We start from the raw sequence: 13,744 nt of genomic DNA on the forward strand, positions 1-13,744 counted from the left end.
AGATGAAAAAAGCAATCGCTCTTTCACTACTAGCCGGTAGTCTCGCCTTCGCCCAAAGCGGGTTGATGGGTGGGTCTGACGGTATCCACCAGCATAATGCCAGAACCCTCGGCCAGTGGAATTTTGTCATTGGCACGGGTGGTGACATTACTCTGGATAACTGGTCCCTTACTCGCGGTGGTCAGTACACCTCCAAGGGCAAGACCTATACCTTAAATCGCTGGGACTGGACTCTCGCCGGTAACTTCAATGCGGCAATCGGTCTTCTCGACTTCTTGGATGTCGGTGTGAGCCTCCCGCTCTACTACGACCACGCCAACGACGACGAAGGCCCGTCCGGTTACTATGACATGTGGACCACGAGCCGTGGCGACCTTGACCTCTGGTTCAAGGCTGGCGTCCCGTTCAGTGACGAGAGCATCTTCGGCCTTGCCGCCATGTTCGACTTCTACATCCCGACTGGCGAAAACTCCGTGGGTACGCGTCCGCGTCACGCCTGGTACCTGAACGATGAAGGCTACACCCATCCGTTCTCTGCCGACGCGTTTGCGATGGCCGCGACTCTCGAATTCACCTTGGACCTCACCAAGAAGAATATCCCCATCCGTTGGAACACTCATGCGGGCTTCGTGCTTGCGACCGGTGACGGACAGGCCAATACGCTTGTCTACGGTACGGGTATCAACTGGCTCCCGCTCTCCTGGATGGACGCCTTCGTCGAATACTCTGGCGAATACCGCGTGCAGAAGACGGGTTACCCGCGTGACATGATGGCCGACCCGATGATCGTTACTCCGGGTCTCCGCTTCCACCTGCCCTGGAACATCGACTTCGCCATGGGTCTCGATATGTCCGTCCGCGCCCTTACCAACATCGGCTACGATTGGAAGGAAGAGATGGAAGATGTTGAGAAGTTCACGGTCCGCTACATCGATGAACGCGGCAACAAGGTCACCTACGGCTACGTTCCGACTCCGCGCTTTGCCGGTACTGCTGCCCTTACCTGGCGCTTTGGCGGCAAGGACAAGGATGAAGACAGCGACGGCATCAACGACAATAACGACAAGTGCCCGCATACACCTTCTGGCGCTGTTGTTGATTCTACTGGTTGCCCGCTCGATGGCGACAAGGACGGCGTTCTCGATGGCTTCGACAAGTGCCCCGGCACTCCGGAAGGCGCAACGATCGACTCTGTCGGCTGCCCGATCGATACGGACAAGGATGGCGTTTACGACGGTCTTGACAAGTGCCCCGAAACCAAGGAAGGCGCTAACGTCGGCATCAACGGCTGCGAAGGCGACTTCGACGGCGACGGCGTGGAAGATTCCTTCGACCGCTGCCCGAACACCAAGCAGGGCGTGCCTGTCGATTCTACGGGTTGCCCGAAGGATAGCGACAAGGACGGCGTGACCGACGACATGGACAAGTGTGCCGATACTCCGGCTGGCTTCACTGTCGATTCTACCGGTTGCCCGGTCGACAACGACAAGGACGGCATCCCGGATGCTCTCGACAAGTGCCTCAACACTCCGGCTGGTCTCCCGGTTGACTCCGTGGGCTGCCCGGCTGACGCTGACAAGGATGGCGTGCCCGATGCCCTCGACAAGTGCCCGAACACCAAGCAGGGTGCCCAGGTGAACTCCGAAGGCTGCGAAGGCGACTTCGACAACGACGGTATCCCCGATGCTATGGACAAGTGCCCGAACACCAAGCAGGGCGTGCCTGTCGATACCGTTGGCTGCCCGGCCGACGCTGACAAGGATGGCGTGCCTGACTACCTCGACAAGTGTGCCGAAACTCCGGAAAACTACACGGTCGACAACACCGGCTGCCCGCTTGACTACGACAAGGACGGCATCCCGGATGCTCTCGACAAGTGCCCGAACACCAAGCCCGGCGTGCCTGTTGACTCCACGGGCTGCAGCAGCGACACCGACAAGGATGGCGTGGCCGATGGCATTGACCAGTGCGAAAACACTCCGTCTGGCGCCCAGGTCGACTCCGTGGGTTGCCCGCTCGATTCCGACAAGGACGGTGTGGCCGACTTCCAGGATAAGTGCCCGAACACCCTCGAAGGCGTGAAGATCGACGCTAAGGGCTGCCCGGTCAACAAGAAGGAAGACCTCGAACTCCTCAAGAAGGGTATCCAGTTCAAGACCGGTTCCTCCAAGCTGACCAAGGCGAGCTACAAGATCCTCGACGATATCGTCAAGCTCTTGAAGAAGGTCGAATCCGCGAAGCTCGAAGTCCAGGGCCACACGGACAACACCGGTTCTGAACAGACCAACAAGAAGATTTCTCAGGATCGCGCCGACATGGTTGCGAACTACTTCATCAAGAAGGGTATCGCTGCCGAACGCGTCCGCGCTGTGGGTTACGGTTCCGAGAAGCCGATTGCTGACAACAACAGCAAGAAGAATCGCGCCAAGAACCGCCGCGTGGAACTTGTTCCGTTCGAGTAATCGACAGCTGACATAAGTTCAAAAAAGGTGCCCGCAACCGCGGACGCCTTTTTTTCGTTAATGCACACCGAAGGTGTGCGCATGCATCTAATTGAAAATTAGGTGGGTGTCTTAAAAATGTTAAATTTTAATTGTGCTCCATTTCATCAAGTACAATGCCATTGGCATCGTCAACACGCTCATCACGCTTGCCGTGGTGTGGGTGCTGCACCAGTGGCTGGACTGGGGCAAGGAAATCTCGAATTTTTTGGGGTTTGTCGCGGGCGGCATCAACAGCTACCTCATGAACCGCATTTGGAATTTCAGGAGCAACAACCGCAAGCGAACGGAAGTCGTGCGGTTCCTCGTTGTCTTTTTGCTGAGTTACGCGCTCAATCTCGCGGCGCTCGAAGGAACTTCGTACCTGCTCGAGAATGCTGAGTGGTGCAGGTCGTTTACCGTGTGGATTTCGCAGTTCATGAAGCCCACGTATTTCGCGAACATTGTCGCGAACGTGGTCTACGTGTTAGCTAGCTTTATGCTGTACAAGAAGTGGGTTTTTAGAAAGTGATACGTGGTTCGACAGGTTCACCAACCTTGTGAGGTCCCTGCCTGCACTGAGCATGGCCGAAGTGAGCTTGCCGAAGGGCGCGAAGGATTCAGACTTGATTTTAGAATGCAAAATGGTTGATAATATGAATTGGATTGAAGGCAAGAAGTGTTCCGCGGAAGATGCCGCGGCGATGATTCAGGATGGCGATATCCTCGGGGTTTCGGGCTTTACGCTCGCGGGTTACCCGAAGGCGGTACCCCTCGCGCTTGCGGCCCGCGCCGAAAAATTGCATGCCGCCGGCGAGAGCTTTCAGGTGACGCTCTATGCGGGCGCCTCGACCGGCGACAGCTGCGACGGGGCGCTCTCCCGCGCAGGTGCGCTCAAGCTGCGCATGCCCTACCAGAGCAACCCGAGCCTCCGCAAGGGCATCAACGACGGGAGCATCCGCTATATCGACGCGCACCTCGGCAAGATGGGCTACCTTGTGCGCACGGGCGCAGTTCCTGCGCCCACTGTCGCCGTGATAGAGGTGAGCGCTATACTGCCCGACGGCCGCGTGTGCCTTTCTACCTCGGGGGGGAATTCGGTCTGCTACCTCGACATGGCGCCGAAGATTATCCTGGAGTTAAACACGCGCCTGGGCGAGAGCTGCGTCGGCATGCACGACGACGCCCTCCCGGAACTGCCCCCGCATGCGAAACCCCTGCCGGTCTATTCCGCAGGCGACCGCGTGGGTAGTGAATTTGTCAAGATTGATGTAAATAAAGTAATCGCAGTCGTCGAGAACGATGCCTACGACGAGGTGACCCCGTTTGTAGAACCCGACGACGTTTCCCGCAATATCGGCGAACGCATTCTCGATTTTATCCGGTTCGAGGAATCGCACGGCAGGCTCCCGAAGGGAATGGCCTACCAGAGTGGAGTCGGGAAGGTCGCGAATGCGGTCCTGTGCGCGATGGCGAACGACGAGCGTCTCGGGCGCATCGACCTGTTTACCGAAGTCATCCAGGAGGCTGTGCTTCCGCTACTCAAGAAGGGTAAGCTCGGTGTCGCTTCCGGCACGGCGCTCACGCTTTCGCAGGCCGCACAGCAGGAGTTCGTGCAGAACGCCGCCGACTGGAAAAAGCATTTCGTGCTCCGCCAGCAGGAAGTGAGCAACAGCCCCGACATCATCCGTCGCGTGGGCGTCATCTCGATGAACACCGCCCTCGAGGCCGATATCTTCGGGAACGTGAACAGCAGCCTGGTGTGCGGCTCGGCGATGATGAACGGCATCGGCGGCTCGGCGGACTTTGCCCGCAACTGCGCCCTCGGATTTTTCCTCACGCCGTCTGTCGCGAAGGGCGGCGCCATCAGTAGCATCGTGCCCTACGTGAGCCACGTGGACCACACGGAACACGACACGCAGATTTTCGTGACGGAGCAGGGACTTGCCGACCTCCGCGGACTCGCCTCGGAAGACCGCGCGCGGCTCATTATCAAGAACTGCGCCCACCCCGACTTCCGCGAACCGCTGACCGATTTCCTGGAATACGGCCTCAAGCATGCGAAGGGCAGGCACCTGCCGCTCGCGCTCGAACGCGCCTTCGAGATGCACAACCGCTTCCTCGAAACCGGGAAAATGCTCTAGGAAACGCTCCGTTTCCGCATCATTCGCACTTGGAATGCCCGATTTGCGGGAAAAATCTTCCGCATGTAAGAAAATTATTATATCTTTAAGATGGGTGTGTGACTCCGCGTTTATACGTTCATGGGGCGTCTTGATGGGTACACGAAAGGAAAAGAGTTCTGCGTTTTTGTGGGCGCTCGTATGTGCGCTCACTTTTGGGGTTGTCGCGTGTGGCGACGAGGCGTCGCCTACTGGAGCCGAAACTCCGGACTCCTCTTCTGCCGCGCCGGAGGGAGGGGATTTTTCTACAGCATTTTCTTCTTCGTCGTACTATTATTGGGGATTTTCCTCGGGTGCTGTAATCGGCACGCAGCCGGGTGATTCCCTAAAGCCGGGCGATACCCTTGAGCTGGCCGATTCCATTTCCCATGATACGGATTGGGTCAGGAATCCGGATTCTATCTATCATCTCAGCCGTCTTGCTGTTGACGGGCGCTTGTCCGCGTTATTCGGCCTGACTCCGAACTCCTCGATGAGAATTGAATATCTGGATACCCAAAGCGGCATCTCCTCGAACGGGGTGGATTCTGGAAGTGCTTCCGTTATCGAGGCTTTTTTACCGATCACTTACTGGAAGCCCTATGTCAGGGTGACGGTCGATGGTATCGCTCTCGATTTCCAGGGAGCGCAGGTCGCAGGGCTTTCGCTTTCGGCGTTGGGTGACTTGTCTTCGAGCGATACGGTGAACGTAGACTTTATTTCGACGGCCGAACTTTCGCGTGCCGAAACCCTTGTCGCTGCGGGGCAGACGCTGGCCACGGCGATGGAGCAGGCGTCAACAGAGGTCTTGCGCGCGTTCCGCATGGACGATTTTACCGACTTGCCGGAAGAGGAAGTGGCTGCACGTTTCCTCGCCATCCACCTGCTTGCTTCTTCGCGCGTGGTGGTGGGTGATGGGTTTTCGTTTGCGGATATCGTGGACGACATCGCGGATGACGGACTCTGGAATGATTCGGCTGCACGTGCGGCAGCTGCCGACTGGGCTTTGCGTGCGGATGCGGAAGATGCCTTTGCCGGTGTCCGCAAGTGGCTCTCTGCCCAGGCGCCGTCTGTTCCCGATTTCGAAAAGTACCTGCGCCTGTTCTACCAGAAGGAACTCGGGCTTCCCGAGTGCAGTAGCGAAAATGCGGGGACGATGCTCCACGTGGGGAATGTCGCGAGCCGCTACTTTGTCGCGGACGAATCGGACTTCTCGAAAGTTCCGGACCGGTTTGTCTGCGAGATTGCGGGCGGCGTAGGGCTTGCTTCCGATTCCTTGAAGGACGTGTCTGCCCTCGGTTCGGGCTCGGATGGCGAAGTGCGCCCGGGAGCGTTTAGCGGCAACATCTTCTATACCTACGATGCTTCGACAAAGGCATGGCGCCATTCGACAGAACTCGAAAAGGATTCTTACTTTGTCCAGATGTCGGCGACGAGTACCTTTGTCGACATCCAGGATGTCTATGACGGGCTCAAGGACAACGAGCGCGTTATCTTCGTGATTCGGCACGGCAAGCGTGGCGACGACACGAGCATCTCCGGGACTTTGACTTCTGACGGCAAGGAGCAGGCGCGCGATTTGGGCAAGCGGCTCACGAAGCATAGGCAAGATTTCCTGTTGGGGGCTTCCGAGTTCCTGCGCGCCCACCAGACTGTGGAATACATAGCGAAGGGACGGGGCCAGCAGTCCGACGTACGTGATACTTTCCCCGAACTAAACGACAACTGGTACGAGAAAAACCACGAGGCGAGCGAGAAGGCGAAATCCGAATGTGGCGGCGGCTGGGAGCTGACCTCCAAGTATGCCTACACGGGAGCCTATACGACGGGCGAGAATGCCGCGTTCTACAAGCTGGACGAACGCTCCGTGGAACTGATTGTGGATGTGCTCCTCGCGAAGTACAACGACCCGTCGCAGCGGTTCGTGATGCTCAGCTCGCATGACAAGGTGATGGTTCCCCTGGTCGCCTACTGCACGAATTTCAAGGTGAACCTCCGCAAGTACGACGGCGGAAAGTGGCTCAATTATCTCGCGGGAGTAGCCATTATTGTCGACGAGCTCGGAAATAGGCGCTATGTGCCCGTCAAGGGCCTGGATTCTGCCTTCATGTAGTTGAAATCCGGTTGTAAATTACTATTGTTCATTATTATGAAGACGATATGGCCTATTGTACTGATCGCCTTTTTTTTGGCATCTTGTGGATCCGACAACCCGGCATCCGAAGGTTCTTCTGTGGACGATCCTTCCAGCGGGTCCGCTGCGCTTTCTAGCGGTGGCCATTCGCATGGCGGCCACCATGGCAGTTCCAGCTCGAGTTCCGTGAAGGCTGAACCCATCTCCGCGGTGGGCGATTCCCTGATTGAAGATACGACTGCGGTCCTGAGCAAGAACGACCTGCCCGCCTGCACGCCCGATAAGGAAGGGGAGTCCTTCTATGTCGAGAGCGAACATGTCCTTTATTTCTGCCTTGAGAAGGAATGGTTCCCCTCCGAGACGGTCGAGTCGCTTTTCAAGATTGGTTGTCACAATGGCGTGTTGACCTTGGAGGCTCCGGGTGCGGAAGAGGAAGAAGAGGAATCTTCCGGCCAGGGCCAGTCGAACCCGTGGGGATTCTTCAATGGCGGCGGTAGTGGAACCTCTGCGCTCGATACGATGCCGGTGCGTTTGCCGGGAGCGCATATCGTTGGCTTTGCGGAGAAGGGCCCGTTCCGCTACGGGGCGTCGGTCAAGATTATCGAACTCGACAGCACGCAGAGGCTTGCCGATTCCAAGAAGATTCACAAGACCTGCATTACCGAGGCTGGCGGCAACTTCAGTTTCGACAGCGTCGACCTGGTGTCGCCGTACCTGCGCGTGGAGGCGAACGGCTACTTCCATAACGAACTGACCGGCGGGCTTTCGTCGCAGATGGTGACGCTCAAGGCGGTGGTCGACGTGACGGACCGCGATACGGTGAACGTGAACATGCTTACTCACATGGAAGCCCCGCGCGTATTGAAGCTTGTAGAGAATAGCGGCAACAACCAGCCGATCCGTGCGGTGAAGGCCCAGGCCCTGAAGGAAATCCTCTCTTCGTTCGAGATAAACCTTGGCGGTTCTTCGGGCGGTGGCAACAACGGGTTCCCGTGGGGCTACGGGCAGCAGCAACAGTCTACGGTTACGACCGACGGACGCTTTGCCGAAGATATCAGCCTGTTCGATGGCGATGAATACAGCGCGGCGCTCCTTGCAGTTTCCATCATGATGCAAAGGAACGGCTCCGGCAACGACATGCTCCAGTACACTTCGGGCATTGCCGAACGCATCAAGGGCAACGGCAACTGGGACGACAACAATGCGAAGGCGGACCTCGCCGACTGGCTCATGGTGCTCGATACGAGCGGCTCGTATGCGACTATCCGGAATAATATCGCTAGCTGGAAGCGTGGCGATGTCCCCGACTTCGAGAAACACCTGCGCAATTTCTGGACCGGCATCTACCAGTTCGGCGCCTGCAACTCTATGACGGCAGGGACCGTGAAACACGTGAACAACAGCCTGAGCAAGTACTTCATTTCGTATTACGAACAGCCCGAAGGCCCGCGCATCCGGTTTATTTGCGATGCCGAGACGCACCGGTGGCGTGCGGCGACCGATATCGAGAAGGATACGGTGGGTTTTGGCAAGGGCGATTACGACGGACAGATCAAGGCCGGAAAGATCAATGCGGATAAGTTTTACGTTTATGAGCAAAGTAAGGGCAAGTGGCGTGCGGCGACCGGTGACGATATCATGGAATTCGAGGATATCGGGAATGTGTACGCGTCGCTTGCTCCGGGAGAAAAGGTCATCTTTATCTTGCGCCATGCGGAACGTACTGACGATACGGGCAAGAAGGGCCACCTGACGGATAACGGCAAGAAACAGGCGAAGACCGTGGGCGAGAAGCTCAAGGGCGATGCCATCGTGTTCGCGAATTCTACCTACACGCGCAGCTACGAGACTTGCGAGAATGTGGCGTCTGGCGCGGGAGTGTCGCCGTTTGTTTCCGATACCATCAAGGATCTGGATGGCGAATGGTACGTGAAGGACGAATCCAAGTATGACAGCTACAAGAATTCCGATGGCGGCGGCTGGGTTGTGGCGTCCGCATACGCCTACAAGGGCGCCTATGCCGATGCGTTCTACGACTTCGACAAGCGTAGCGAGGAATTCCTCACGGGCGTCGTGAAGCCGAGGTTTGCAAGCGTGAATCGCGTGGGAGTCTGGATTTCGCATGACATGTTTGTCGCCCCGATTACCGCCTACTGCACGGACAAGAAGGTGAACTTGCGCTATTTCGATACCAAGAGCTGGATCAACTACCTTGCGGGTGTCGCCATCATCATGGGCACCGACGGCAAGATGCGCTATGTTCCGGTCAAGGGGCTTTCTTCCGGGACAATGACGATGTAAACATCGAAGGGGGTGGTGCGTGAAATTCAGGAACCTGCTTGCAGCTCTCGCCGTCGCATGCGTTGCGCCGTTCCTGGTTTCGTGCGAGGACGATGCGACCGGCGCGTCGGAGGTCTCTTCGGACAAGGTAAAAGAAACTGTTCGCGATTCTGTCGTGGTGCGCGACTCCGTCGTCATCCGTGATTCGGTTGTCATCCGCGATTCCGTTGTCTTGCGCGATAGCGTGCGCGTGATCGATAGCGTACGGGTCAGGGATAGCGTGCACGTGGTGGATAGTCTCAATGTCAAGGACAGCGTGAACATTGTGGATAGTGTTCGCGTGGTCGATAGCGTTCAGGTTGTCGAACCGCATGTCACCGCCTTTGTCCCGCTCAGGAATGTGCTGGACAGCCTCGCCGAGGGCGAGAAGATTGTTGCCGTATTGCGCCATGCCGAACGGGGCAGCGATTATTCTTCGACAGGGCCCCTGAATGACGAAGGGGTGCAGCAGGCGCTGTCGTTTGGCGAAAAGCTCAAGGGCGACTTTGATATTTATTTTGCGGCATCTCCCGCCACGCGGACGCACCAGACCTGCAACAACATCGCGAAGGGCCGAGGCCAGGCCGATACGCTTGCCGACACGCTCGAATTTTTGGGCGGCTCGTGGTTCGTGAAAGATACGGTCCTCTACAATCAGTACAAGGATGACCATGGCGGAAGCTGGAAGGTGACATCCAGGTGGCTCTACGATGGCCGCTATGCCGACGCGTTCTACGAACTCTCCCCGCGCGTTGCCGAGTACCTGGACGATAACATTGTTCCCGCATTCGAGCGATCCGGAAAAAGAGTGGGGATATTTATTTCGCATGACTTGCTTATTATTCCGGTTGTCGCCTTGGTTTCGGACAACAGCATAGACATGAATTATTACACGTCGAAAAAGTGGCTGAATTATCTTGCGGGTTTTGCTATAGTTCTAAAACCCGACGGGAAGCGCCGGATTTATGCGGTGAAGGGGCTCGATGCGGGGACAATGAAGAAAGAATAGGTGCGGATGGATATGAAAAGGTGGTATGTTGGATGTTTGGCGGCCGTAATGGCTGTTGTGCTTGCCGTAGGCTGTAGCGACGGCAACGGCTTTATGCCCGGCGGTGAGAATGGTTCCCATGAAACTGTCGAAAAAATTGACGCCCCGCTCTTTGTCTATGAAATTCTCGCGGAACGGGCTGCGGAGGACTCGACCTCTGTCGACATTCTGGACATGTTGTCTGAACCGCGCGTGGAACAGCTCCTGATGAACCATGTTCCCGAGGAACTGGTGCATGTGCAGGCGAAGCGCGAAGCGGCGGCCGCCTTCGGGATTGATTCCGTGCAGCTTGCAAGCGATTCCGGCGCGGTGATGCTTGCCATCTCGGCGATGGTGCAGAACCGTGCTAGCAAAGAAGAGACGCAGAACTTTATCCGCAATCTGGGGGAGGACCTGAAGGGGGATGGCGTATGGAACGACCCGAACTGGAAAATCAGGATTGCGGACTGGGTCGTGGGGCTTGATTCCAGCTGGAAGTATAACGATGTCCGCAACAACGCGGCCCCGTTCTATGGCGGGAACGTCCCTTACTTCGAAAGATACATGCGCGAGTTTTTTCCGATAGCCTACGGTTTTGAGCCGTGTGACGCCTCGAATGCGGGGAAGGTCACGTACGTGAACCAGGGCCAGAGCGTTTATTTTGCGAACAACTACGAGCATGCGGACCATTCGAAGGTGCGCTTCATTTGCGATGCGAACGGATTCCAGTGGCGCGTCGCGAATGCCATCGAGAAGGATACCGCGGAATTCGGTGCCGGCGAATACGACCGCGAAATTCGCGAAGGCCGCGTGAACCACGACAACTACTACATATTCGACGGGGGCAAGTGGCGCGTCGCGACCCCGCAGGAGGCTGACGGCTTTACCGACCTCGTGCAGGTTTACGCGAACCTCAAGTCGGATGAGAAGGTGGTGTTCATCATCCGGCACAGCGAACGCACGAACGACACGGGACCGGGTGGCCACCTGACTGACAACGGGAAAAAGTATGCCCGCGACCTGGGCGCGCGCCTCGCGAAAGCCGGGGCGGAGGATTTCTACTTCGGGTATTCGGGCTATACGCGCACCTACGAGACTTGCGAAGGCATTGCGCAGGGCAAGGGACAGGCAAACTACAGCATCGAACAGCTCAGTTACATGAATGGCGACTGGTACGTGAAGGATGCCGACAAGGCGGACGCCTACGTGAAATCCGATGGCGGTGGCTGGGTGGTGTATTCCAAGTACGGGTTCACGGGCGCCTATCCCGATGCATTCTACGACCTGGAAACACGCAGCGAGCAATTGCTCAAGGACGAGATTCTTGCGAACATCGGGAGCATGAAGCGCGTGAACGTGATGTGCACGCACGACTACCTGGTGGTCCCGCTCCTTGCGTACACGAGCGACGGGCATGCGAACGTGCGCTACTACGAAAAATACCACTGGGTCAACTACATGGCGGGTGTCGCGATGATTATTTCTGCCGACGGTTCCGTGCGCTATGTCCCTGTCAAGGGCCTCGAAACGGGAATAATGTAACTGCGACAGTAAAAAAGATATATTAAAAAAAACGGCGCCATATGAATTTTTCGCGGATAACTAGGCTACAGGGAATCGGAGTGATTGTCGCGGCTGCAGTCGTGCTGGAACTTGCTGCTGTCGTGCAGTATGTTTCCATGAGGAACGCCATCTCCTCGCAGGTGGAAGAGATGGCGCAGCGCGACCTGAAGGCCACCAACCATATCGTCGAGGTGAAGCGCATTGCGGAAGATGCCATTGCCGGCGTATTGCCCGAGGTGGAGCGCCTGCTTTCCCTGGGGCAGGAGGATTCCCTGCATCGTGCCCTGCGTAGAGTCGTGAGCGAACATCCCGAAATCGTGGGTGTCGACTTTGCCCACCGCGTGGGCGAAGACGGCGTGCGCAACGGGTACTTCACCTTCGTAGACGAATCGACCGGGAACATCGCGGATACCGTCATAGGTTTCGACTACACGGAACGTTCCTGGTACCGCGACGGCATCGTCAGTGACGGATTCTGGAGCGAGCCCTACATGAGCCGCTATTACGTTATCCTCATGTCCACGTACTCGCGTGCCGTGCGCGATGACAAGGGGAATGCGGTTGCCGTCATCGGCGCGGATATCCCCATGCACGAGCTTTCGTCGCTCTCCGTGCAACTCTATGAAAACCAGCAGCGCGCCCTGTTGCCTGTTGTCGCCTTCCAGCTGTTTGGACTGTTGCTTCTCGGGATCATCGTTTACAGGAGCATCCGGAGTGCGCGCCGCCTGAACGACGCAAACGCCGAAAAGGAATTCATGAACAGGGAGCTGGACATTGCGAGCCGCATCCAACTGGCGATGTTGCCCGGGAAGACCTATGTCGACGATTGTCTCGAAATTGCGGGGAGCCTCGTGCCTGCAAAGCAGGTGGGCGGCGACCTTTATGACTACGTTATACGCGACGGCAAGCTGTTCTTCAGTATCGGTGACGTGTGCGGCAAGGGTATTCCGGCTGCTATCTTCATGTCCATGACGCAGGCGGTATTCCGTTCCGCCGCATCGCATCTGAACGATCCGTCGCGTATCGTGCACAGCATGAACAAGCAGGCAAGTCGCGGGAACGAGACGGGCATGTTCGTCACGCTCTTTGTAGGCGTTATCGACCTTGCGACAGGAATGTTGCGCTACTGCAACGCGGGGCATGAACACCCGCTGGTTGTGGCGGGAAAATCTGTCCGGACACTCAATGCGAAATCCAGCCTGCCTATCGGCGCGATGGAAGAAACCCGCTATGTGGAGCAGGAAACTCAACTTGTTCCGGGCGACATGGTGATGCTCTTTACCGACGGGCTGACCGAGGCGATGAATTCGGAAAATGCATTGTTTGGCAGGGAGCGAGTCGCCCGTGTAATTAGAGGGGAATCTCCGCAGCAACTGCTCGACAACATGTCGCAATCGGTCGCGGACTTTGTGTGCGGTGCCGAACAGAGCGATGACCTCACCATGCTCGCCATCCGCTACAAGGGTGCCGCTCGGTAATAAGCCTAAAAGAAAAACCTCTCCGCTGGGGAGAGGTTTTCGTGGATGATGCAGGGGTCGAACCTGCGACCCGCTGATTAAGAGTCAGCTGCTCTACCAACTGAGCTAATCATCCGAAGGTCTTTCGACGGGCTCAATTATAGAAAAATTTTGCATCGTGGCAAGGGGTCTGGTGGCAAGTCCTGAAAAAATATAGAGGCAAACTGTGTTTGCCGAAGTTATATTTATGTTTATATATGGGTTGCCCCGGCTAAACCTGCTAGACATCAAGAGGCTGAAATGAAACGATTTGCATTGCCCGCTATGCTGCTTCCCGTGGTTATGGGTCTCGTTACCTACGGTTCCGGCTACCAGCAGTGGAACAAGCTGAACCCGGCAAAGGATGTCTACGACTGGAGCGGGCTTGAAGAACTGCTGGATGCGCTCACTGCGCACAACATGGGCTACGCCCTGCGCGTATTCCCGCATCCCCAAAGGGACGTTCAAGGACGAAAGTTCGCAGGAATTCTCCTTTACATATAAAGTTGCAGCGGGGGAGGAAAACGTTGCGACCCTGCCGGGCGTTTCCGTGGCGCTTTCGC

General features: G+C 56.8%; 9 protein-coding genes and 1 tRNA gene. 9 read left to right on the forward strand and 1 reads right to left on the reverse strand.

The window, feature by feature from the left end; genetic code table 11:
* Positions 1-2 precede the first annotated feature (2 nt).
* The 8 genes from B4B27_RS08565 to B4B27_RS08600 all read left to right on the forward strand — a co-directional run bounded on the left by B4B27_RS08565 (position 3) and on the right by B4B27_RS08600 (position 13,163).
* Positions 3-2,462, forward strand: coding sequence for an OmpA family protein (locus B4B27_RS08565; RefSeq protein WP_290725650.1), 2,460 nt, complete (start codon positions 3-5; stop codon positions 2,460-2,462).
* A gap of 133 nt (positions 2,463-2,595) precedes the next feature.
* Positions 2,596-3,012: a GtrA family protein gene (locus B4B27_RS08570; RefSeq protein ID WP_290725652.1), complete on the forward strand. Its 417-nt coding sequence runs from the start codon at positions 2,596-2,598 to the stop codon at positions 3,010-3,012.
* Positions 3,013-3,136: 124 nt separating this feature from the next.
* Positions 3,137-4,624 (forward strand): acetyl-CoA hydrolase/transferase C-terminal domain-containing protein, encoded by a 1,488-nt coding sequence (locus tag B4B27_RS08575; RefSeq protein WP_290725654.1) that lies wholly within the window; start codon positions 3,137-3,139, stop codon positions 4,622-4,624.
* A gap of 133 nt (positions 4,625-4,757) precedes the next feature.
* Complete coding sequence (locus tag B4B27_RS08580) at positions 4,758-6,755, forward strand: histidine phosphatase family protein (protein ID WP_290725657.1); 1,998 nt, start codon at positions 4,758-4,760, stop codon at positions 6,753-6,755.
* A gap of 75 nt (positions 6,756-6,830) precedes the next feature.
* Entirely contained in the window at positions 6,831-9,077 is a 2,247-nt protein-coding gene (locus B4B27_RS08585) for a histidine phosphatase family protein (protein WP_290725659.1), read from the forward strand.
* A 19-nt stretch (positions 9,078-9,096) separates the two neighbouring features.
* Entirely contained in the window at positions 9,097-10,104 is a 1,008-nt protein-coding gene (locus B4B27_RS08590) for a histidine phosphatase family protein (RefSeq protein ID WP_173380997.1), read from the forward strand.
* Between the two features lie 48 nt (positions 10,105-10,152).
* Positions 10,153-11,664: a histidine phosphatase family protein gene (locus B4B27_RS08595; RefSeq protein ID WP_290725662.1), complete on the forward strand. Its 1,512-nt coding sequence runs from the start codon at positions 10,153-10,155 to the stop codon at positions 11,662-11,664.
* An 80-nt stretch (positions 11,665-11,744) separates the two neighbouring features.
* A complete protein-coding gene (locus B4B27_RS08600; protein WP_290725664.1) occupies positions 11,745-13,163 on the forward strand; it encodes a PP2C family protein-serine/threonine phosphatase in 1,419 nt (472 codons plus the stop codon).
* Between the two features lie 42 nt (positions 13,164-13,205).
* On the opposite strand, the gene B4B27_RS08605 is transcribed toward B4B27_RS08600, so the two are convergent.
* A tRNA-Lys gene (locus B4B27_RS08605) sits at positions 13,206-13,278 on the reverse strand.
* 164 nt (positions 13,279-13,442) lie between these two features.
* Here B4B27_RS08605 and B4B27_RS08610 point away from each other — a divergent pair.
* Entirely contained in the window at positions 13,443-13,685 is a 243-nt protein-coding gene (locus B4B27_RS08610; protein WP_290725666.1) for a beta-galactosidase, read from the forward strand.
* Positions 13,686-13,744 lie beyond the last annotated feature (59 nt).

The organism is Fibrobacter sp. UBA2449 (assembly GCF_002342555.1).
GTDB lineage: Bacteria > Fibrobacterota > Fibrobacteria > Fibrobacterales > Fibrobacteraceae > Fibrobacter.

Excerpts from the sequence above, each read along its gene's own strand:
- B4B27_RS08595 (WP_290725662.1), top strand. The coding sequence starts at position 10,153 with ATGGCTGTTGTGCTTGCCGTAGGCTGTAGCGACGGCAACGGCTTTATG.
- B4B27_RS08575 (WP_290725654.1), top strand. The coding sequence starts at position 3,137 with ATGAATTGGATTGAAGGCAAGAAGTGTTCCGCGGAAGATGCCGCGGCG.
- B4B27_RS08565 (WP_290725650.1), top strand. The coding sequence starts at position 3 with ATGAAAAAAGCAATCGCTCTTTCACTACTAGCCGGTAGTCTCGCCTTC.
- B4B27_RS08580 (WP_290725657.1), top strand. The coding sequence starts at position 4,758 with ATGGGTACACGAAAGGAAAAGAGTTCTGCGTTTTTGTGGGCGCTCGTA.
- B4B27_RS08610 (WP_290725666.1), top strand. The coding sequence starts at position 13,443 with ATGAAACGATTTGCATTGCCCGCTATGCTGCTTCCCGTGGTTATGGGT.